We start from the raw sequence: 21,356 nt of genomic DNA, 5'->3' as shown, positions 1-21,356 counted from the left end.
TGCGTGTAAACGAAATAGATGCGCTCATAATATTTTGAATCCAATTAATAATTCAAGTTAAGAAGATGTCATATCCTAAACACTTCTTTCTTTTTTGTCGATTTGTTAAAAATATGAATCAATATTTAACGTTGAGCCAAAACTCAGCTTAATAAAGCTTTTGCTGATTCTAAAAGCTTATTTGCAATTTGAGCTTGCTCTGTATCGGGCTTAGGATTGTTTTTTAAATATTCGTGAGCTGAATCTTGCATTAATTGCATGATATTATTCATGCTATCCGCAAGAGTATTCATATCGTTATTTGTAATGGGATTATCTGAAGATAGCTGAACCATATTGTCTACTTTATCAGATAATTCTTTACATTTTTCAATTAGCTTATTAGGTACGCTTGCGTCCGCTCCTTGCGGTACTTGAACTGCTTGAAGCTGGGGCAAAATATCTTTGATAACCCTATTAGTATCCACCAAATTAGCTATAAACTTCTGAGTATTAGCTTCTGCATTAGATGAATTTGAAGAATAAGCATTACCAAGTCCCTGATCCAATGCTTTATTATATTCATTATCAATGCCTTCCACAGGATTTACCATAAAAGTCCCTTTTTAATTTTAGGATTATCTATTTCAAAGATTTTCTGGCAACTCTTTTTAACGACATCGCGAACGAAGATCTGTGACAAGGCGTGGCAATTGACTAATTAAATAAAGAGGTACTGATAAAACTTGCTCAAAAAATGAGAGCGGATGTTGTGAAATGCGAATACCAAAAGGCGTTTGTTTCTCAGATTTCTTTAGCTATAACAAATTTGCTATTTTACGGGGGGTGTTTTAGCACAAAACTTAAAAGCTATTAATTTTATCTATATTCATCAACTTAAAGAATTATTTACAAAGAAAAAGGAATAAGTAGAGAAAGTATCAATGCACGTACATTGCTAGGACAATTTTTTGCATACAGACGCATTGCAACATCAAGACTCATCGTTCCAAGCCAAGCAATCTTATAGCTATATCCATAACTCAAATCAAAGGAGCCATGGGCAACGGATGCATAGCCTTGAAAGGCAAAAGGACTTACAATGTTTTCTGTACCGAATCCTCTTAAGTAGTCGCCACCCAAACGTAAAAAATGTACATCACATAAATTTTTTTCTAACGTTAACATACCGTGCAACCAAGAAGATCCTTTAGTACCAGAACCAAGACCTAGCAATACCCATGCTCTATCTAACCAGAAAGGCCCCCCACAAGAGAGCTCCTTACCTATTGCAACATGCAACTCTGTATCCAAGTACCAGTGATGAAACACACTAATGTCGTGCAGTGACTGCTTGAGCGGTGTAGAAAATGTAAGGCCTGTTGCAAGGCTTACAAAGCTATCGCCCCCTACATCATCCAACCATAAATAACGCCCTGTCAGGCGAGCACAATCAATACCAAAAGCTCTTGCCCTTGTTTTGGCTGTTTGCCCCTCTATTTCTAAGCTCCAGCGCTCATTAGCGGTAAGAGCAAAACTTAAATCAAAATAATAATCGTGATCTGAGTAAAAAACATCTCCAGATGCACAATTCACCTTACTATAATGTGCATATTCAGAGATGAGCTTTGGCTCAAACTCATAAACTTCACTAAACCAAGGAGCAAGCTCTGTACAACTAAGAGAATTACACACAAGAAAAATAAGAAAGTAAAAATACAAACGCAATTTCACAACTCTTGACTAGATAAATAATGCTCTGCTTCAAGAGCTGCCATGCAGCCACTACCCGCTGCTGTTACAGCCTGGCGGTATATATGGTCCTGAACATCCCCTGCAGCAAAAATACCAGGAATATTTGTTTTACATGATCCAGGCACCACTTTAAGATACCCATTTGGGTGACACTCTACTTGTCCATTTAAAAATGCCGTGTTAGGAATATGCCCAATTGCAAAAAAGACGCCGCCCGCACTTCTAGTTACCTCTTCTTTTGTAGCAACATTTTGTATGACGACCTCCTTGACAACATTATCGCCCGATATTTTTGTTACGACACTATTCCAAAGAACTTCTATCTTAGGATGTGACAAAGCCCTCTTTGCCATAATTTTTGATGCTCGAAGCTCATCTCTTCTATGAACTATATAGACTTTTGAGCCATATTTTGTTAAGAATATTGCCTCTTCTACGGCAGTATCCCCCCCACCTATTACATAAAGGTCTTTATTCCTAAATATGGGAGCAGCTCCATCACAGACCGCGCAAGCTGTAACTCCCTTTTGCCAAAATTCTCCATCATTAGCCCCAGGAATTGTTAAGCGCTGAGCTGTAGCTCCTGTCGCTACAATCACTGCATCTGCAGTAAATACATTCTCTTTACCATTAATTTGAAATGGCTTTTTAGAAAAATCTACAGAAATAACATCTTCTGTAAGAACAAGCGTTCCAAAACGAACAGCCTGAGCTTTAAATTTATCCATTAAATCAGGGCCTGAAATCCCCTCTGGAAATCCAGGATAGTTTTCAACTTCTGTGGTCGTCATCAACTGTCCACCTGCAGGGCCAGAAAAGAAACCTTCAAATACAACGGGTGCAAGATTGGCTCTTGCAGCATAAATAGCAGCTGTAAAGCTTGCAGGGCCAGACCCTATGATAATTAAATTTTTATGTTCCATAGCAACCCTAAATTTTCAAGTGAATTTTAAACTTTTATACGTTATCATTTCTTTGGCTTTTTGCTCGATAAAATTAAGATGTGTACATGGGAAAAATAGTTTGTAAATTATTCAACCTCTACCCAGGTGAGGGAAAAAGCAGTGTTCTTTTCATCCTCCTTGCATTTATTTGGTCCTTTGCTTCCTATTGCGGGGTTACCCTATCAGACGGGATGTTTTTAGAACATATAGGTGCAAAAGAATTGCCAATGGCCTATCTTTTTACGGCTCTAAGTCTCTTTGGGATATCTTTTCTATTTCTCTATGCATTCAACCATTTTAACGCAGAGCGAACCTATTTTGCAGCCCTTCTATTTGCTGCCATTGGTTATCTCTTTATTATCTTCTATGAGCCCCTAGCTGACCTAGAAGGCGCTAAGATATATTGGTTTGCCTTCAAAATTTTCTGTAATATTTTAGCTGTTATATTAACGACTTGCTTCTGGTTCTTTTTAGATCAATATTTTAACCTACAAAACGCCAAAAGACTCTACTCCCTTTTTAATTCCTCTATCTTCTTTGGAAATGCCTGTGGTAGCACTTTTCTCTCAATAAGCCTAAATACAATTGGAATAAAGGGCATTAGTATCACCATTATCGCTCTCTTTATAACCACAGTCATGGGAATATTTCTAATTAAAAGACGAACAAAGCTCTTCTTTGACGATACCATAGAAAGCACATCAACTCCTGAAAAACAGTCCCTCAAGTCAATTTTAAAAGGATTTTTGAAATCAAAATATACCCTGATACTCATGGGGACCTACTTTATCATTCAATTGATCAATGTAATTACTGAATATACCTACATGCAAAGTTTTGATGCATTTTTCGATACACCAAGAACAGATGCTGTTTTATTGGAAAACCGCCTTACCATTTTTCTTGGAGAGTGCACTGCTTGGATTGCCCTTGGCAATATGTTCTTTGGACTTTTCTTCTATAGCCGCGTTGTTAGCCGCTTTGGCGTCAACAATATTGTGGGAATATCACCTACCTTTTTCTTAATCACATTTATCTTTTGGGGTTTTACTGAAGCACTTTTTGTTGCCATCCTTGGCCTTATTGTTGTTGAGGGCATTTCATACACGATTGACGAAAACAATTCTAACTTGCTTCTCAACACCGTACCCTCAAGACTAAAAAATAAAGCAAGAGTTGCCATTGACTCCTTCTTTGAGCCACTTGGCATGCTTGTATCAGCCTTAATTTTCATTTTTTCAGATATATCCAGCAAAGAGCTTGGCCTTATTTTAACGCTTGCAAGTCTTATTTTTGTTCTTCTCATCAAAGATGAATATCGAAGGGCTATCTTGCATAACTTACTTCATAACGCTCTGCATTTTGAGAGAAAGGCTAAAGAATGGCTTTTACGGCTTAGCAAAAAAGAGCGTCAAGTTGCAAAATTTCACCTCATTGGCATGCTAAAAAATTTAAAAGAGCCCATGCAACTCCTTGCTTTTGAAATGCTTTTACAATTTAAAGATCGAAAAATCTTATCTTATCTGCTAACTCAAATGAATCTGATGAGCATGAAAGGAAAAATTAAAGTCATCGAGCTTTTTACCAAAAGTATCTTTGTGACAGATCCGCAAGTGCTAGATCGATTCAATACCTGGGTGCATAAAATGCCAGCTACTAGCCTAAAAAGTGCACTTCAATTCTATTTTGCAAAATTTGGTCTGCTCCACCCAGAAAAGGTAAAACAAGAACTTACAAGCCAAGACTTAATTCTTAGAGCTTCTGCTATTTTAACACTAAAAACACACACAACTCACGTACAAACAAGCCTTACAAACCAACATCTTGCAAATCAGTCCTTGGAAGAATTATTAAACTCACCTAAAACAGAAGAAGTTTGTATAGGATTACAAATTTTAAGCTTCGACAAAACTGCGCGCAATGTAGAACTTCTTATCCCCTTTTTAAAACACCCTTCAATAAAAATTGCAACACACGCAGCTATAGCAATCGATGCTATCATCGATACAAATAGTCGCAAGTTTACAACTACTTTACTCAACATGTTAAAAAACTCTTCCAATAGTGAATATAGAATTGCTTGTTTAAGATCTCTTGGAAAAATTATCGATTCTACCATCATTCCTGACATCATGCTTTCAAGTGAGCACTATAGACCAGTAGAAAAACGTGAAGTTGAGGCAATCATTGTCCAAATGGGACTAAGAGCTATTCCTACGCTTCTCTTTCTCACTAAAAGCAAAGATATTCCCAACCAGTGTCGAATCCTTTCAGGGCGCATTCTTGGAAGACTTTCTCTATTACAACTACGGGTCAATTTGTTTTCTATCATAAATAGTGAAATAGAAAGAGCCTATTTTTACTTCTATCATAGCTACTTACCTCCCTCTCATGAATCCCTCAGTGCATACGATCGTAATTTACTGCAAAAGGCTCTTTTTACTGGCTATGAGTCTGCAATTGATTTTATCATTCAACTACTGAGCGTTGCAGGATCTATAGAGAACAGTGAACTCTTAAGCCATGCTCTTCGTAGCAACAATCAAAAAATACGTGGCAATGCTATTGAAATGTTAGAAAAAACTTGTGAATCACGCATTTTTCATCTTCTAAAACCCTTAATTGATGAAAGACCCTTAACAGAAAAGCTCAAATTTTATAAAAAGCGCATTAAACTTGTATCTCTTGAAGAGTTACTAGATCTCCTTGAGAATGCACCCTCTTGTGCAAAACAGATCATTGCGCTAACACTTAAAGCAAAACTCAATTTAAGTGGGTGGAGAGAATCTTTGCAGAAGCGCATGGAAACAAAAGATGAGCTCTTTCATCACTTTGCTTACGAACTTTTAGAGAGTTAAACTAATGAAATCATGGACATTAATAGATAAGGCCTTTGCCCTAAAGACAACAAACCTCTTTGCAGAATTAGACCTCGACCTGCTACTTACCATAGCAGATAAGATGGGAACTTCTCGCTTTAAAGAAGGTGAGATTATCTTCCCTCTTCTACAAGATGCTCACAGAATGTATTTAATTGTTGAGGGAACTGTGCAAATTCAAGATACAAATGAACACATTCTTGCTCACCTACATCAGGGCGATTTTTTTGGAGATGAATCGTTGTTTAATGAAAAGCCAAGGGCTTATAGCGCACATTCTCTAACGCATACAACGCTTCTTACTCTTTCAAAAATACACCTGCTTACAATCATCTCTGAGTGCCCCTCTGTTGCAACAACGCTTCTACATGCCTACACATCTTACATAGGATTTAGACCAAGACAATGACAATGCGTACTAAGCTTCTCTTATTATTACTTCCCACTATGATCTTTTTTACATTGGGGCTATCCTTTCTATTAGCCTACCACTGGCAAATAGAAATCATCATTGGAGCTATCGTTTTACTCATATTCATCCTTTTGTATATCGCAAAAAAAATAGCAAAGCCCATTGAAAAATTAAAAAATTTGGCTCTCTTTTCGGCTGCTGGTCATTATGAAGCTATTGAAGTTAAAGGTCCTAAAGAAGTTACAGACCTTGCAAATACAATCAACACAATGAGCGCATGCCTTAAAGAGCAAATTACGAGGCTACAAGAAAACTCTCTTATGAAAGAGCGCATGTATGGTGAATATGAATGCAGCGTTCTTCTACAGCATTATATGCTTCAAAAAGTTATTGAAAGCTACTCAGAAGATTATTTGGCATTTAGGTCACTGGATTTAATTTCTGAGCAATTGCGAGGCCTTGCCTTAACTATTTCACCAGATGCTTTAAATACATCCGTTACACTTAAAGAAGCGAAAGAAAAAGGCTTTCAAGGTATCTATGCGCTTATCAAAACAAAAGAAGCCTCTTCTTTAAATCTCACTTTTCATCATGCATCTCATACGCTTTCCTATATATGCCACGCAATGCCTATCCCCTTTGTTTGGAATACAGCTGAAAACACACGTGCAGAAGCATTTGAGGATACGTTTAATTTAAAATCTAAAGACCTTGTTTTTTTATATAACCAAGGATTTGGAAAGCACTTTTCCAGTGAAGTCTCTATTCATGCTTGGTTTGGAAAAGTGCTTCGTCATTTTGCAAAAGATGGCCTAGATATTACTACAGCTATGTTAGAAAAAGAACTTTTATTCTTCAGCAGAAAGCGTAATATCGATGAAGATATTCATATCATTTGCATTCAAATAAGCTAGCTTAAATTTCGTGCTTCTTCTAATGTCTTGCCTACAATACCTTCTATAAGATAATCACGAATAAATTCTTTACCAAAAGACCACAAGGTAAGTGCCTGATTAGTATTTACCAAAAAGTTTCCAGCTCTCTTTCTTCCATTCATTTCGCTTACATCTTTTTCTAAGATATCAACAATAGTAACTACCCCAGATTTTGTCATACGCACGTTATCTGGCTTAATATCCATTGGTAAGAAGAGGCTTGCCATAAGAATAAAAATTGCTTTTACTTGTTTTAAAACTGATTGATCCGCATCTGAAAACTCTTCAATACTATTATACTTTGACCACTCTTGTGGATTAATTGCATGAAGTATATTTTCTATAATATAAAAACCATCTTCAGTTGCTGTACTTGCATTATAAATTGTTGCTATAGGAAAACCAAAAACTATCCATTGTTTATAATTATTTAATACAGCATCCATTAACTTTTTCGTTGAAGAATTTTTATTTTCTTCATGATAAGTTTTAATTAAAATAGAGCTTGTAAGAATAGTATTTTCTGAAATTTGAATAACAGAAGCGTTCTCATCTTTAATTTTAAAAACTTGGCAATAACTTCCACGACCACCACTAATTTTACTTAATTCAAACTCTTGATTATTGTAAAACAAATTACCTTTAATTGCATTTTGATGTATTTCTTGAAATTTTGAAACAGCTGTATCCACTTCCATAGACGTTGGACTTAAGCTAGCTTCAAATCGTCTTCTACTAGGACGTTTTTTTGCAGGTGTTTCAGGAGTGTCTAGTACTAGTCGTTGGCCATAAATTGCTGGTGAACAAGAAGATGATGGAAGCTCTATTTCTTCTTCATCTAAGTCTAGCTGTCCTCTATATCTATTGGCTTTAGGTGAAATTTGAGATGCTTTACTACTACAATCCCCCCTTCTAAATGCTCTGTAGTTATTAGTTTTAGTTGGAGTTAATACTGAACTATCATCTACTAACAATATGTCTTGAGATGCTTTTGTTACCTTACCATTAATAAATTCTCCTGAAGTTGATACTGAAAAACGAGAGTTAGTTCCTTTGTTATTTTCAAATGAATTTTGATATAATAAAGCAGATTGCTGTTGTAAATTAATAGATTCTAAAGTTAGTTTGCAAGACATAATAATTTCCTTTGAAATGTAAATTGCGCAACATAATCTTTATACGCTTATTTTTTGACAACAGAAAAATATTATATCGATAATTAAAGTGAATTTTAATAATTTTAAACTAAAAATCAGAAATTAAACAAATTAAGCTCTTGTTCATTAAAATTTAAAGCTGGTTTTTTGAAATGAAACATGGAGCCACCGATCGCTTTTTAGAAAAAAAGCTTTGACTAAATACCCTCTTTTCATCTTTTATCTTTACTTTATCTTTAAAATAAGGGGGTTTTATGAAGCAATTTAAAAAATCAATCATTTTATCCATTGTAAGTACACTATTAGCTTGTACGGGAAGTGCTGTTGAAAAAATCGAAATACTCGCTTTAGATGTCATTTCCTATGAAGAGTTTACTCAAAAAGAGCCTCATGCACTTAGTGTTTTGAAAGATGCTTTGTTTGAAAAAGGCATTGTAGGAATCAAGGGTGTTCCTGGTTATAAGGAAAAGGCTATTGAATTTATAGAAAGTGCAAGAGCCTTTTCAGCCCTTCCAGAAAACGTTAAAGAAGCTTATGCTCCAAATTTTGACCTTGGAGAGATCTTTCTTGGTTATGAAAAAGGAAAAGAGAAATTTAAGCGCCCCGACGGCACATGGGTTGTTGATGACTTGAAAACCTCTTACTATGCATTTGTTCCTAATAGCCCTCTCAATAAATGGCCCTCAGAAGTTGATTTAAAAAATCCTTTTGAAAATTTAGGCTCTCTGATGTCCGAGATAGGAGTTGCTGTTATGGAAGAAATTGGCCTCATCGGGGAGAGTACAGGAGTTTCTTTAGGCAGCAACCCTGATATAGGACGTATGCTCTACTATCGAAAAAACATAAGTAGTGAAGCTGACAATCCATTTTGGTGCGGCGCTCACTTTGATCATGGCATATTTACAGCTCTTTTACCCGCCTACTATTTCATCGACGGAGAAGCTGTTTCAGAGCCGATAGAAGCAGGCCTTTTTGTTAAACCTACTTCTGAGAATTGCTTTAAAAAAGTTGTTTCTGATGATCCGGATGTTATGTTATTTCAAGTAGGAGAGTTTGGACAGCTGATCACAAATGATGCCATAAAGGCAACAGAGCATAGAGTGCATAAAGCAAAAAGTTCTACAGAGCGCTATACAATGGCTCTTTTCTTTACTTTGCCCATGGAAACAGTAATTCATTCTTTTTCTGAATTGACTGAAGATGCAAGATATGGTGGTAATGGTCCTGGAAGTCCTTGCTCCTATCTTCATTGGCATGAAGAGTCATTTAATCGCTACATCGTAAAAGAAGAAGAGAAGGCTCAAGATATTAATTGACATATTAATACTTTTTATTTTATAATAAATGCGTTAACTTAAGGAGAAGTAGAGATGTTTACACTTTCTATACTTATCGGCCTTCCTATAGTAGGCGCTATTACAACAATTATTCTTGGAGTGCTAGCTTCCGCTCCAGGCTGTTTTTTACTTACTTTAGGGTTTTGCTTAATTGCAGCTATCACCATGCCTTTTTCTTTAAAGCTGGTAGCCAACACTTTTTCTAAAACTAAGTAGACAAAAATAGACTACCACCTATACATATCTATTATACACACAAACAAGTTCAAGAATGGATTTTTAAACTTATTTGTGTAGTTTAGTGATGTGTATAAATTAAAGAGTCTTGCCATGAATCCAGCTTGTGAATTAATAAAAAAGAACTGTGTTCCTTGTAAAGGAGGTGTGCCTCCCCTAAAAGGAGAACACTTATTATCTCTTTATGCTCAATTAAAAAAAGGCTGGCAAATAGTCAGTGAGCACCATTTAGAAAAAAAATATAGTTTTTCCGATTTTAAAACAGCACTCTCTTTTACTGTTAAAGTAGGAGCTTTAGCTGAACAAGAACATCATCATCCAGATATCTATCTTTCTTATGGAAAAGTAAAAATCACCCTCTGGACACATAAAATCGATGGTTTATCTGAAAGTGACTTTATCCTTGCCGCTAAATGCGATGAATTATTAGCCTCAACTGATTAAAAATTAAGAGATCCCCGTGAAAACACTTCTTATCTTTCTTTTATGTTTTGTATTTTCAATCAACTTAAATGCGGAAGTAAGAGCGCTTGCCTTTGCAGGAAGCTCTCGTTGCGAATCTGTTAATAAAAAACTCGTATTAGAAGCTGCAAATATTGCAAAGTCAATGGGTGCAAGCGTTACCTACATTGATCTTAAGGAATACCCGATTCCTCTGTATGATGCTGATCTTGAAGCTACAAATGGAATGCCTGAAAATGCTAAATACATTCGAGGACTTATGGCCAATAGCCAGTTAATCATGATTGCATCTCCTGACTATAATGGATCTGTTTCTGCTCTTCTTAAAAATGTACTTGACTGGGCATCTCGAGGTGAAAAAGGTGGTGCATCAAGAGATGCATTTAAAGGGAAAAAATTCGCACTTATGAGTGCATCTCCTTCTGCAAGCGGAGGAGCTAAAGGCCTTATTCACTTAAAAACTATCATTGAAACCATCGGTGGAACGGTGATTGCAAAACAAGTAGTTGTTCCAAGGGCCCATCAAGCCTTTAACAATGAGAGCAAACTAATCGATCAGCGCTTATGTGTCGACTTACACAGGCTTGTGTACTGTGGAATGAACTAAAGTCACTTCTTTCTAAGCTTGCAAAAAAACAGACATGCAAATAAGCTAAAATTTTAAGATTACCAAAGGTGTTGTTATGACTAAAGTTCTTGTGCTTTTTTATTCTTCTTATGGACATGTGCACAAGCTAGCTCTTGCTATCGCTGAAGGGGTAAAAGAGGTGTCTGGCGTCGATGTTACTGTAAAGCGCGTTCCAGAAACCCTTTCAGAGGAAATTCTTGCCAAGCAAGGAGCACTTGACACGCAAAAATCTTTTTTAAATGTTCCTGTTTGTACGGTAGAAGAGCTTTCCAATTATGATGCAATCATTTTTGGCTCCCCTACACGCTTTGGAAATATGTGTGGACAACTTAAACAATTTTTAGACGCAACAGGAAAACACTGGGTCAAGGGATCTCTTGTTGGAAAAGTGGCAAGTTGCTTTACTAGCACAGGATCTCAACATGGTGGGCAAGAGACAACCCTTCTTAGCATGCATATCCCCCTTTTACATCAAGGCATGATCATTGTAGGTTTACCCTACAGCTTTGCAGGACAAACTATTCTTAGTGAGATAACTGGAGGAAGTCCTTACGGTGCAACTACAATCAGCGGAAACACTGGTGAGCGCCTTCCATCTGCAAATGAACTTGCAGGAGCAAAATTTCAAGGAAAACATGTAGCAACCATTACTAAAAAGTTGTTTGCATAAAGTTATGAATCGCTTTCACAGGCTAACTCAGAAAGAAGCTCATATTATTGTTGAAAAGGGAACGGAATATCCGGGCAGTGGGCCTTATACTTCTCATAGGGAGCCTGGTATTTATACATGTAGAAGATGTGATGCCCCTCTTTATATGTCTAAAGACAAATTTTCTTCTAGCTGTGGCTGGCCAAGTTTTGATGAAGAAATTGCAGGTGCTGTAAAAAGAATTCCTGATGCCGATGAAGAGCGCATAGAAATTCTTTGTATACGTTGCGATGCCCACCTTGGACATGTTTTTTTTGGAGAACAACTTACTCCAAAAAACACACGACACTGTGTCAATTCTATATCTTTAAACTTTATTCCAGCTCTTACTAAAGAAGGCTATAGCAGAGCTATTTTTGCTGGGGGCTGTTTTTGGGGTGTAGAAAAGCTTTTCGAAAAAGAGCCTGGTATCATTCAAGCTATTGTAGGATATACAGGAGGGCATATAACAGATCCAAGCTATGAAGAAGTATGTACAGGCCTTACAGGGCATTTTGAAGTTATTGAATTAACATTTGATGCTTACAAAACATCTTTCGAAATACTTACAAAACTTTTTCTAGAAATTCATGATCCAACACAAAAAAATGGACAAGGACCAGATATTGGTACGCAATATCAATCCGTAATTTTTTACCTTACAGAAGAACAAAAAGCGTGCGCTGAAGCCTGTATCGAAGAACTTGAAAGAAAAGGCTTAAACATAGCAACAAAAATATTACCTGCAACTGTTTTTTACCCTGCAGAAGAATACCATCAACACTACTACACAAAGACAAAAAAATCCCCCTATTGCCATACTCGCATCAAGCGTTTCTAAAAAGGTAGAACTATGACAAAAAATGCTTCTTTTTACGAGCAAATGAAGTTATCATTAAGCGAAACTTCACTTAAACCAATCCACTGGAAAGTTTGGCTCTTATCTGCGATGGGAATTTTTTTAGATGGATATGATCTCTTTGTAATTAGTATTGCAATGCCCCTTATTATCCTAGATTTTGCCCCCTCTTCGGTTCTTCAAGGACTTATTGGCTCTTCTGCAGTTCTTGGCATGGTTTTTGGGGCATCCATTGGCGGCTATCTAACAGACCGGTATGGAAGACGGGCCATCTATCTTATCGACCTCATGCTTTTCATTGTTTTTACAATACTTACCGCCTTTTCATGGGATAGTATCTCTCTTATTCTCTTTCGCTTCTTATTAGGAGTAGGTATTGGAGCCGACTATCCTATCTGCGCATCTTATGTGTCTGAGCTTATGCCAAAAAATATTAGAGGCAAAATGATGATTGGCGCTTTTAGCTTTCAGGCCATTGGCATTATAGCAGCAGCCGTTACTGGTCTGTTTATCTTAACTCTTAATCCTTCTGCAGGTGCATGGCGCTGGATTTTAGCCTCAGGCGCACTGCCCGCTCTTATTGTACTTATTTTAAGAACACAAGTGTTTGAGAGTCCTTTTTGGCTACTTGCACATGGAAAAAATGAAAAAGCCATTAAAATCATCAGCCAGCTCACACAAAAATCCCCTGCAGAATTACAAGCAATACAACAAAGCGTAAAAAGCTCTCACATCTCAGGACAAAAAGGGATCCCTTTTTACCATCTATTTACTAAAGCCCATATTAGACAAACTATTCTTTCATCGATACCTTGGCTTCTTATGGACATTGCAACTTACGCTGTTGGAGTCTTTACGCCCATCATTTTGTCTGCAATGCTCATTACAAAAGGATCTACAGGTAATGTCACGATTACATCTATTTTCTCTTCCGTTACAGGTGCTGCATTTATTGATCTATTTTTAATTATAGGATTTCTCTTAAACATATTGCTCATTGAAAAATGGGGACGCATTAACTTGCAGATTCTTGGATTTAGCGGCATGGCAGCAGGCCTTATGATCCTTGTCCTTGCAACTCTTGGCATGGAATCTGCTCAAAATCACGTTATTCTTGTTTTTTCTGGTTTTATTATTTTTAATCTACTCATGAATATGGGGCCCAATGCAACGACCTTTACAATACCAGCAGAGGTCTTTCCAACTAAAATACGCGCATCAGGACACGGATTTGCAGCCGGGTGTGCAAAAATTGGTGCTTTTATAGGCATATTTTTTCTGCCCATCTTAACAGAACATTGGGGGCTTCCCTATTCTCTAATAGCACTTGCCTTTGTAAGCATGATTGGTATGTTTGTGACTCTTATTTTCCAAATTGAAACAAAGGGCACAATTCTTTCATAACTTTCTTGATTTATTCTTAATATTTCTATATACTCCACTCCAAGAATATTATTTTTTAACAAGGAGCTTTATTATGCTGTGTTCACAAACCTCTTGTGGCAGTAAACTGTCTAGCAATATTTATTCTGCGATAAATGATTGGACGATTAATCAAGAACAAGGCTTTTTATCTTCTAGAACCAGAGAGTTTATCGTCCTTCCAGCGCACTTAATATCAGCATGCATACTTGCACCTGCGCTTGCAATTTACGATCTTGCAGTAGCTGTTTTTTTAAAGTTAGCATCTTCTGTTTGCTGGGGAGAGCCTTCTAAAACGCTTTCTACACTGTCTGATAACCACTTTATAAGTTTAAAGCAATTCCCTTCAAACAGCTCCATTCATTTTAAAGCTATGCGCGATGCATTCCGATCCAACTTAATGGCACCGCCTCCACCACCTCCTCCTCATTCTGAAAAGGATGAAGAAGAGCTTAAAACTCCACCTCCTCATCCAGAGGCTTCTCCACCTCATTCACCTCGTTCCGAAGAGGATGAAGAAGAGTTTAAAACTATTTCTTCAAGCTCACCCAGATATGCAAATCATATTATTCTTACTCAAGAACAAAAAGAGCTTATGGCTAGCCGATATAATCACCTTCATTTTTTCGATGCAGATTACCATTCCGAGTGGAATGCCCAGTATATCTTTGATAATTGGAGTACATTTTTTAATCTCGATGGAACAGTAAAAAAAGGCGATGCAATATCCATTCCTACAATAGAATCTAAAGGTTCTAGCACAACAGACACCAGTATACCAGCTCATAAGGTTTTTGAAAAGCCATCGCCAGCGCCTTCTTTAAATATAAAAAAATCTTCTCCTCACCAAAGAAGCAGATGTATTTCTGAAGAAAATGGTTATGAAGCAGGCTCTGAAGATGAAGAGGATTTTGACGCAACTGCTCCAGATTCTGTGCAACAGGATCATCATGAGGCTGAATATGAGGCACAAAGAGACAAACTTGGTTTTTTAACAGGAACTAGTACTCACTAGCACATAATTAGAAATTCCTACTGGAGTTTAATATGCAAAGAAGCTATGCTGTAGCTTCTTTGTCATTTTCTATACATTTTTACGAGGCATGCTATGGCTAAAAAAAGAGAAATCATTAAATTAAAAAGTTCTGAAAGCTCACAAATCTATTCTACGACAAAAAATCCAAAGAATACAACGGGCAGACTCGAACTCAAAAAATACGATAATAACGTAAGAAAACACGTTCTTTTCAAAGAAGCTAAATAAAACATTACCTAGGGTGGTGCTCGCCCTAGGTGTTCCCAGAGCATTATTTGCAGGCTGAAAGCCTCACATTAACGCAATTAGAGAAGATTCTGGATAAATTTTCAATCGCCTCTGTAAAATATTCAGGCTGAAAGCCTGGATTATAAAAGCCTAGGGCGCATCGCCCTAGGTGTGCCCAAAGCATTATTTGCAGGCTGAAGGCCTGCAATATAGCATTCTGATACCATCTAGATATAACATTTTTTAAACAAATTTATTGACAGCAACACTAACCTAAAATTTTGGTTATCAAAAGACAAGTGCTGCAAAAATTAAGTTTTGCATTTTGTGTGGCATTCAATTAGAATGTGTGAGATTAATTTTTAGGAAAAACTCAGTCTTATGCGATTTGAATTTGCAATTGCAGCAAAGTATCTAGTTCCCCGAATAAAACAGCTCTCTGTATCTATTATTTCGCTACTCTCTATTCTTGTTATTTCCCTCGTTGTTTGGTTGATTCTAGTCTTTCTTTCAGTTACAGATGGTCTTGAAAAAAGTTGGATAGATAAGCTCGTTTCCTTAAATGCGCCCATGCGCCTAAACCCAACAGAGGCTTATTATCAATCTTTTTACTATCAAATTGATTCTTTAAGCGAAAACTCTTCCTACCGCACTAAATCTATCCAGGAAAAACTCTCTTCAAAAATAACTAACCCCTACGATGAAGATTTTGATCCTGAAATTCCCGAAAGCTTTGGTCTTGCTGATTATAACTCTGATGGCACCTTAAAAGATATTGTCAAAGAAACTTTTGAAGCTATCCACTCGATGAAAGATTCTTCCAATCTTGTAGCTCATGACTATGAAGTTGGACTTGGACAATATAAACTACAACTCCTTAGGCAAAAACAAGAACTAACAAGCAACGATGCATTCATTACAGACACAGCTTACATTGCATCCATTCCAGAAACAAGTAAATGTTTTAATTCCACTTGTATTGAGCCAAGCGGCTCTGATCTTCAAAATGTTTTAGCCGAGCTTCCTCGTACTAACTTCTCGATACAAGAAGACATACCTGGAATTGAGTCTTATGAAAATGACGAAAAAAGACGTGAGCGTTTCTTAACTTTCTTTGAAAATGTTCGCGTTTCTTCTTTAAAAACAGCCAAAGGCGGTTTTCTTCTTCCTCAAGAACTACTTCCTACCAAGGTACGCTACAGCGGTATCGCTCTTCTTCAAAGCGATGAAGTTGTACGTTTTATTATTCCCAAAGATGAAGCATCCAAAAATTTCTTACAAAAAAAACTAAAAGAGCATGGATATCAAACCGTATCCGGAGCTTTGCGTATTAAAGTAGACCAATGGTCTTTTATCGATGACAAAAAACATGTAAAAAAAATAAATGGGGTTATTCCCATAGTCCTCGACGAAGAGATTTTTTTAAATGCGACACTTGATGCAGCCTCCCTTAGCACAGCAAAAAATATTGATGATATTTACTTTCACATCTGCACAGACTTACAAAATAAAACAATAAGAGGAAGAACTCATCTCTCTTCACAACTAGAGCTCGGTGCTATTCAGCCCAAGACCTCTTTTAAAAATGAGCCTCAACATAAACCTTATTGGCTCTACAAAGTAGAAAATGAAAATCTTTTTAGGCTGCCCTCAGATCCAGATATGGGTGAGGGAGTTCTTGTTGCAAAGGGCTTTAAAGATAATGGTGTTTTAATTGGAGACAAAGGCTTTCTTTCCTATCAAGCAGCAAGCGCAAGTGCCATACAAGAGCAGCGCATTCCTATCTTTGTTGCAGGTTTTTATGATCCTGGTATCATCCCACTTTCTGGGAAAATTATTTTAGCAAGACCAGAAATTGCAGCAACTATCCGTTCTGCTGCAAGCACTCAAAGCAATACCTTTGGAAATGGCATTCAAGTGTGGTTTGACAATTTAGATAAGGCTTCGCTAATTAAAGCAAATCTTGAGAGGAAGCTTGCAGAAAAAGGACTTACTCCCTACTGGAAAATAGAAACTTATCAAGAATATGAATTTTCAAAAGACCTAGTTCAACAACTTAAAAGTGATAAAAACCTTTTTTCACTACTTGCTATCATTATTATCGTTGTTGCTTGCTCCAATATCATTTCTATGTTAATCCTACTTGTCAACGATAAGAAAAAGGAAATTGGCATATTACAATCCATGGGAGCATCTCCTTGGAATATTGCTCTCATCTTTGGCACTTGTGGTATGATTTTAGGACTTGTTAGCAGCCTTATAGGAACGTTTGCAGCCTACATTACCTTACATCACATTGACACTCTAGTAAATCTTTTAAGCTCATTACAAGGCTTTGATGCCTTCAACGCAGCTTTCTATGGAGATGCTCTTCCTAATCAAATGAGCTCTAATGCACTTACTATGGTCTGGATTGCAACAAGCATCATTTCCTTGCTTGCAGGCCTGATTCCTGCTATTAAAGCAAGTCTTCTCAAACCAACACTTGTTTTAAGATCGGAATAGAAAAACAATATGGAAAGAAAGACACTTCTTCATGCAACAACAATATCCAAAAGCTTTTTTGAGCCGAAGGAACAGCGCCTTTTCTCACATGTTTCTCTAGAAGTTAAGGAATGCGATACAATTGCCATTATGGGCGCCTCTGGTGAGGGAAAAAGCACTTTGCTACATATTTTAGGAACACTTGAATACGCAACGTCTGGCTCTCTAAAAATTGCTGGGAAAATTGTTTCTAAGCGCAATGCACCACAAATTAGAAATACACATATTGGCTTTGTTTTTCAATCCTTTCACCTTCTTGAAGACTATACAGTGCTAGAAAACATTTTGATGCCAGCCAAAATTGCTAAAAATGATACACGAGCAGGCTCTAGCACCTATAAAAGAGCTTTTTCTTTACTCGAAGATGTTGGCCTTTCAAGCAAAGCTTATAGCTCATCCAAACTACTTTCTGGGGGTGAAAAACAGCGTATTGCTATTGCCAGAGCGCTTTGCAACAACCCTGAACTTATTTTAGCAGATGAGCCTTCTGGAAATTTGGACCATGCTAACTCAGAACATATCCATGAACTTCTCTTAAACCTTGCAAAGAAACATAATAAAGGAGTCATTGTTGTTACCCATGATCTGGAACTTGCAGGTCTTTGTGATCGTACTTATGTTCTTCAAAATCAACAGCTGCAGCTTAAAGGAACAAACAATGCATGCAGCCTTTGATGAATTTCCTACACAAGCTTCCATAGAATTTTCTGAATTAGTCAATAATGTTCACCTCATAGAAGAGTCCAAAGAGCCTATTTTTTCAGCTCTTTTTTTGGATAAAAAGCCTCTCTGGAGAGCCCTTCGCTATAGACTTCTCTTAAAAAACCTCAAACATTCCATTGAACAAGAAAGCCTTTTATTTCTCTCTATACAAGAAAAAAACACTCTCTATAAAAAAACAAGTGCTCTCTTAAAACTCCTAAATAGTTACAAAGAAAAAGAAGATAGAAAGGTATATCTCACATTCATCAAAGCATACAGATGCTTGCTCAAAGGCTCTGAATATCAACAAAATTCATCCCCTAGATCTAATAAAATGCTACAACACATAGCAAAAGCATTTTTTACAGAAGTAGACCATCACCTATTTTGTAATAAACTTACAGAGATTATGAAAAGAGCAGGCTCTTTCCAGCTAAAACTTCTAAATAAATCAGAATATGACCAAGATGCCAGATTTTTGCAGTGGGATTGGTTTCTTCGTAGCCCTTCAAAAAACTCTGAAGGCTTTCAACATATTTCTGAGGACACCAAACACTTTTATAATGACTTGCTCAGTGCAAGAGCAAGTATTGAACATGCCCCTCATGCATTGAGGATTCCGTTTTTTGCTATGCTCTGGCAATTTATGCAAGGTCAGCTAAATCTTCACTACGATCCTTATACACAAGAAAATACACCCTATAAGCTTTTTGAAACCTCAAACAAGATACCCATAATACGTATGGGAACACCTACTATTGAAACTATTTTTGCTCCTTTCACAAAATCTGCCGCTATTACAAATGAATTTTTAGCCTTTCTAGATGCCTATAAAGCTATGAATAAGTGCCACCTTTACATAAACCTCCAAAATAGAAATGAAGCTCATTTTGGCAGGAACGAAGCTCCAAGGTGCAAGGCTATCGAAGCTCTTTCTGTGCAATATCCAGGCACAATTATTGTGCTCACCCTTGCTAAAAATACAGCCTTTTACCACCAAGAAGAGCAATTTACAGATATTGATAATGCACAGCTCTTTAAAACAGAGCTATTAAATCAAACTAAATCTACAGATGGAGGGTTTTACTTTGGTGACCTACCAGAAGAACTAACGTCTGATAAATTCTTTCTTTCTCATATCGATTATGTCCACACAACTTTTTTTGCTGATAAAGCACTTCTTAAGCGCAATGAAAGGCTAGATTTTATAGAGCTTTTTTATCTAGAACTCGAAAAATGCTACCTTAATTCTCTTGCAATTGCCTCTTGTAATATCAGTTGCAAAGATGGCATTGACAGAGCAGGAGGTGCAAATGCTCTTCTCTATTTAGACTTACTTCCAAAAACAAAAGAAAATCTTAATTATCTACAAAGTGTTCTCTTTGCCCCCGCGCTACTTGTAAAAAAGCGCGCTATAACAAAGGGTCGCTTCGATCGTTTTATTACAACAGCCATGCGCCTTATATCAAAGGAGAACTCATGAATCACGCATTTTATACACACCTTGAAAAAGAACTAGAAACTCTTAAAAATAATGGTCTCTACAAACAAGAAAGGATCATCACTTCTCCTCAAAGTGCTTCCATCTCTCTAAACAGCGGCAAACAGGTATTAAACTTTTGTGCAAATAATTATTTAGGCCTAGGAAGTAACTCTGAAGTAATTCAAGCTGCAAAAGAAAGCTATTCCAAGTATGGTTTTGGACTTGCATCTGTACGTTTTATCTGTGGAACTCAAAATGTACATACAGAATTGGAAAAGAGATTATCTCAATTTCTACACACAGAAGACACAATCCTATACTCTTCTTGCTTTGATGCCAATGGGGGCCTTTTTGAGCCTTTTCTAGGAGAAGAAGATGCGATCATTAGTGATAGCCTAAACCATGCAAGCATTATCGATGGCATTCGTCTCTGTAAAGCCAAGCGCTTAAGATATGCTAACAACGATATGGAAGATCTTGAAAAGCAGCTTAAAGAGACTCAAAATGCAAGGTTTCGTCTTATAGCGACAGATGGCGTCTTTTCCATGGATGGGATTATTGCCAACCTAAAAGCTGTCTGTGACCTTGCAGACAAATATAATGCACTTGTTATGGTAGATGATTGTCATGCTGTTGGCTTCATGGGAGAAAATGGAAGAGGCACAATAGAACATTGCAACGTGCTTGGAAGAGTCGATTTTATCACAGGAACACTTGGAAAGGCGCTTGGGGGCGCATCTGGTGGTTATATATCTGGAAAAAAAGAAGCTATTGCCTATTTAAGACAAAAATCACGCCCCTATTTATTTTCTAATACTCTTTGCCCGAGTATAGCAGCTGCAAGCTTAAAGGTACTAGACCTTCTTGAGCACGATCACAGCCTGCAAAAGAAACTACATGAAAACAGCCACTATTTTAGAAGAGAGATGAGCGCGCTTGGCTTTAACTTAGTTCCAGGAGAGCACCCCATCATTCCTGTTATGCTTGGCGATGCAGCCCTAGCACAAAAGTTTGCAAGTCGCATGCTCGACCATGGAATCTACGTCATTGGCTTCTTTTATCCCGTAGTTCCGATGAATAAAGCTCGCATTCGCACGCAAATGTCTGCAGCTCACAACAAAGAGCATCTAGATGCTGCAATTCACGCATTTAAACTCGTTGGAAAAGAGCTCAACGTAATTTAATCCTGAGCTTCGTACATCGGAAAAATGGTAACAATTATTGTGATGAAAAAATAAGCTATTACTGCTGTCCTGCCTATTCATTCGGGGTGAATTTTTACGAAAGGTGGTTGTATGGAAGGTTTTTTGAGAAAAAAATGGACTATAAATTAATGCAAACATTATTTTGGGGAGGGTCTTTACCAAAACGTAACTGAATCGGATCTTTCCCTTCAAACAAGGTAGTGTTGGACAAGTAGATAAGATCTAAAATCATCTGCTTCATCACAAATGAAATAGTGTATCCTTTGGCCAAAATCTTACAGCCAAATGTCGAATGAGTTAAAATTGAACAAATTGCATAGGCTATAAGAATGAGATATATCCTCACAGATTGTGCAACGGGTGCTCGATTAAAGTCATGCCGAATTGCAAATCCTCTGCATTGCAAATCATTAAATAAGTCTTCCTCCTTCCAGCGTATGCGTGATCGAGTCGCGATAGGATAA

The 21,356-nt window shown here is 37.1% G+C and carries 21 protein-coding genes; 16 read left to right on the top strand and 5 right to left on the bottom strand.

The features are described 5' to 3' along the window. Positions 1–143: 143 nt before the first annotated feature. From P4L16_02185 to trxB, 3 genes are all read right to left on the bottom strand, one after another. A complete protein-coding gene (locus tag P4L16_02185; protein MDR3623930.1) occupies positions 144–593 on the bottom strand; it encodes a hypothetical protein in 450 nt (149 codons plus the stop codon). A gap of 295 nt (positions 594–888) precedes the next feature. Next, positions 889–1,713, bottom strand: a complete 825-nt coding sequence (locus tag P4L16_02180) for a hypothetical protein (protein MDR3623929.1) — start codon at positions 1,711–1,713, stop codon at positions 889–891. Continuing rightward, complete coding sequence (gene trxB, locus P4L16_02175) at positions 1,710–2,657, bottom strand: thioredoxin-disulfide reductase (protein ID MDR3623928.1); 948 nt, start codon at positions 2,655–2,657, stop codon at positions 1,710–1,712. Before trxB ends, P4L16_02180 begins: the two co-directional genes overlap by 4 nt. A gap of 86 nt (positions 2,658–2,743) precedes the next feature. On the opposite strand from trxB, the gene P4L16_02170 reads away from it, so the two are divergent. The 3 genes from P4L16_02170 to P4L16_02160 are packed head-to-tail and all read left to right on the top strand — an operon-like array spanning position 2,744 to position 6,883. Beyond that, positions 2,744–5,536, top strand: coding sequence for a hypothetical protein (locus P4L16_02170; protein MDR3623927.1), 2,793 nt, complete (start codon positions 2,744–2,746; stop codon positions 5,534–5,536). A gap of 4 nt (positions 5,537–5,540) precedes the next feature. Then, the gene (locus tag P4L16_02165; protein ID MDR3623926.1) at positions 5,541–5,966 is read left to right on the top strand and encodes a cyclic nucleotide-binding domain-containing protein; all 426 of its coding nucleotides are present in this window, start codon (positions 5,541–5,543) and stop codon (positions 5,964–5,966) included. After that, positions 5,963–6,883: a hypothetical protein gene (locus P4L16_02160; GenBank protein ID MDR3623925.1), complete on the top strand. Its 921-nt coding sequence runs from the start codon at positions 5,963–5,965 to the stop codon at positions 6,881–6,883. Before P4L16_02165 ends, P4L16_02160 begins: the two co-directional genes overlap by 4 nt. Here the strand turns inward: P4L16_02160 and P4L16_02155 are convergent. Further along, a complete protein-coding gene (locus P4L16_02155) occupies positions 6,880–8,040 on the bottom strand; it encodes a hypothetical protein (protein MDR3623924.1) in 1,161 nt (386 codons plus the stop codon). The genes P4L16_02160 and P4L16_02155 overlap by 4 nt on opposite strands. 275 nt (positions 8,041–8,315) lie before the next feature. On the opposite strand from P4L16_02155, the gene P4L16_02150 reads away from it, so the two are divergent. The 13 genes from P4L16_02150 to P4L16_02090 all read left to right on the top strand — a co-directional run bounded on the left by P4L16_02150 (position 8,316) and on the right by P4L16_02090 (position 20,871). Continuing rightward, positions 8,316–9,377: a hypothetical protein gene (locus tag P4L16_02150; protein ID MDR3623923.1), complete on the top strand. Its 1,062-nt coding sequence runs from the start codon at positions 8,316–8,318 to the stop codon at positions 9,375–9,377. Between the two features lie 54 nt (positions 9,378–9,431). After that, positions 9,432–9,614, top strand: coding sequence for a hypothetical protein (locus tag P4L16_02145; GenBank protein MDR3623922.1), 183 nt, complete (start codon positions 9,432–9,434; stop codon positions 9,612–9,614). Positions 9,615–9,728: 114 nt separating this feature from the next. Then, complete coding sequence (locus P4L16_02140) at positions 9,729–10,079, top strand: 4a-hydroxytetrahydrobiopterin dehydratase (GenBank protein MDR3623921.1); 351 nt, start codon at positions 9,729–9,731, stop codon at positions 10,077–10,079. Positions 10,080–10,095: 16 nt separating this feature from the next. After that, positions 10,096–10,704, top strand: coding sequence for an NAD(P)H-dependent oxidoreductase (locus tag P4L16_02135; protein ID MDR3623920.1), 609 nt, complete (start codon positions 10,096–10,098; stop codon positions 10,702–10,704). A gap of 76 nt (positions 10,705–10,780) precedes the next feature. Further along, positions 10,781–11,395 (top strand): NAD(P)H:quinone oxidoreductase, encoded by a 615-nt coding sequence (wrbA, locus tag P4L16_02130; protein ID MDR3623919.1) that lies wholly within the window; start codon positions 10,781–10,783, stop codon positions 11,393–11,395. Positions 11,396–11,399: 4 nt separating this feature from the next. Then, entirely contained in the window at positions 11,400–12,254 is an 855-nt protein-coding gene (locus P4L16_02125; protein ID MDR3623918.1) for a bifunctional methionine sulfoxide reductase B/A protein, read from the top strand. A gap of 12 nt (positions 12,255–12,266) precedes the next feature. After that, positions 12,267–13,676: an MFS transporter gene (locus P4L16_02120; GenBank protein ID MDR3623917.1), complete on the top strand. Its 1,410-nt coding sequence runs from the start codon at positions 12,267–12,269 to the stop codon at positions 13,674–13,676. A 73-nt stretch (positions 13,677–13,749) separates the two neighbouring features. Then, positions 13,750–14,709, top strand: a complete 960-nt coding sequence (locus P4L16_02115) for a hypothetical protein (protein MDR3623916.1) — start codon at positions 13,750–13,752, stop codon at positions 14,707–14,709. A 93-nt stretch (positions 14,710–14,802) separates the two neighbouring features. After that, positions 14,803–14,958, top strand: coding sequence for a 50S ribosomal protein L33 (rpmG, locus tag P4L16_02110; protein MDR3623915.1), 156 nt, complete (start codon positions 14,803–14,805; stop codon positions 14,956–14,958). Between the two features lie 381 nt (positions 14,959–15,339). Continuing rightward, complete coding sequence (locus P4L16_02105) at positions 15,340–17,463, top strand: FtsX-like permease family protein (GenBank protein ID MDR3623914.1); 2,124 nt, start codon at positions 15,340–15,342, stop codon at positions 17,461–17,463. Between the two features lie 9 nt (positions 17,464–17,472). Next, positions 17,473–18,177, top strand: a complete 705-nt coding sequence (locus P4L16_02100; GenBank protein ID MDR3623913.1) for an ABC transporter ATP-binding protein — start codon at positions 17,473–17,475, stop codon at positions 18,175–18,177. Next, positions 18,161–19,687, top strand: coding sequence for a hypothetical protein (locus tag P4L16_02095; protein ID MDR3623912.1), 1,527 nt, complete (start codon positions 18,161–18,163; stop codon positions 19,685–19,687). The genes P4L16_02100 and P4L16_02095 overlap by 17 nt, the downstream gene beginning before the upstream one ends. Beyond that, complete coding sequence (locus P4L16_02090; GenBank protein MDR3623911.1) at positions 19,684–20,871, top strand: glycine C-acetyltransferase; 1,188 nt, start codon at positions 19,684–19,686, stop codon at positions 20,869–20,871. Before P4L16_02095 ends, P4L16_02090 begins: the two co-directional genes overlap by 4 nt. Before the next feature lie 139 nt (positions 20,872–21,010). Here P4L16_02090 and P4L16_02085 read toward each other — a convergent pair. Further along, on the bottom strand, positions 21,011–21,356 hold a 346-nt coding region (locus P4L16_02085), incomplete at its 5' end, for a hypothetical protein (GenBank protein MDR3623910.1).

Source organism: Chlamydiales bacterium, assembly GCA_031292375.1.
In the GTDB taxonomy this organism is placed as follows: domain Bacteria; phylum Chlamydiota; class Chlamydiia; order Chlamydiales; family VFKH01; genus JARLHF01.
This window is presented reverse-complemented; position numbering and strand designations above follow the sequence as displayed.

What these genes read in the sequence shown, in the direction of transcription:
- P4L16_02090 (MDR3623911.1), top strand. Translation starts at nt 19,684, where the DNA reads ATGAATCACGCATTTTATACACACCTTGAAAAAGAACTAGAAACTCTT.
- P4L16_02185 (MDR3623930.1), bottom strand. Translation starts at nt 593, where the DNA reads ATGGTAAATCCTGTGGAAGGCATTGATAATGAATATAATAAAGCATTG.
- P4L16_02115 (MDR3623916.1), top strand. Translation starts at nt 13,750, where the DNA reads ATGCTGTGTTCACAAACCTCTTGTGGCAGTAAACTGTCTAGCAATATT.
- P4L16_02155 (MDR3623924.1), bottom strand. Translation starts at nt 8,040, where the DNA reads ATGTCTTGCAAACTAACTTTAGAATCTATTAATTTACAACAGCAATCT.
- trxB (MDR3623928.1), bottom strand. Translation starts at nt 2,657, where the DNA reads ATGGAACATAAAAATTTAATTATCATAGGGTCTGGCCCTGCAAGCTTT.
- P4L16_02160 (MDR3623925.1), top strand. Translation starts at nt 5,963, where the DNA reads ATGACAATGCGTACTAAGCTTCTCTTATTATTACTTCCCACTATGATC.
- wrbA (MDR3623919.1), top strand. Translation starts at nt 10,781, where the DNA reads ATGACTAAAGTTCTTGTGCTTTTTTATTCTTCTTATGGACATGTGCAC.
- P4L16_02125 (MDR3623918.1), top strand. Translation starts at nt 11,400, where the DNA reads ATGAATCGCTTTCACAGGCTAACTCAGAAAGAAGCTCATATTATTGTT.
- P4L16_02105 (MDR3623914.1), top strand. Translation starts at nt 15,340, where the DNA reads ATGCGATTTGAATTTGCAATTGCAGCAAAGTATCTAGTTCCCCGAATA.
- P4L16_02165 (MDR3623926.1), top strand. Translation starts at nt 5,541, where the DNA reads ATGAAATCATGGACATTAATAGATAAGGCCTTTGCCCTAAAGACAACA.
- P4L16_02100 (MDR3623913.1), top strand. Translation starts at nt 17,473, where the DNA reads ATGGAAAGAAAGACACTTCTTCATGCAACAACAATATCCAAAAGCTTT.
- P4L16_02145 (MDR3623922.1), top strand. Translation starts at nt 9,432, where the DNA reads ATGTTTACACTTTCTATACTTATCGGCCTTCCTATAGTAGGCGCTATT.
- P4L16_02170 (MDR3623927.1), top strand. Translation starts at nt 2,744, where the DNA reads ATGGGAAAAATAGTTTGTAAATTATTCAACCTCTACCCAGGTGAGGGA.
- P4L16_02140 (MDR3623921.1), top strand. Translation starts at nt 9,729, where the DNA reads ATGAATCCAGCTTGTGAATTAATAAAAAAGAACTGTGTTCCTTGTAAA.
- rpmG (MDR3623915.1), top strand. Translation starts at nt 14,803, where the DNA reads ATGGCTAAAAAAAGAGAAATCATTAAATTAAAAAGTTCTGAAAGCTCA.
- P4L16_02095 (MDR3623912.1), top strand. Translation starts at nt 18,161, where the DNA reads ATGCATGCAGCCTTTGATGAATTTCCTACACAAGCTTCCATAGAATTT.
- P4L16_02120 (MDR3623917.1), top strand. Translation starts at nt 12,267, where the DNA reads ATGACAAAAAATGCTTCTTTTTACGAGCAAATGAAGTTATCATTAAGC.
- P4L16_02150 (MDR3623923.1), top strand. Translation starts at nt 8,316, where the DNA reads ATGAAGCAATTTAAAAAATCAATCATTTTATCCATTGTAAGTACACTA.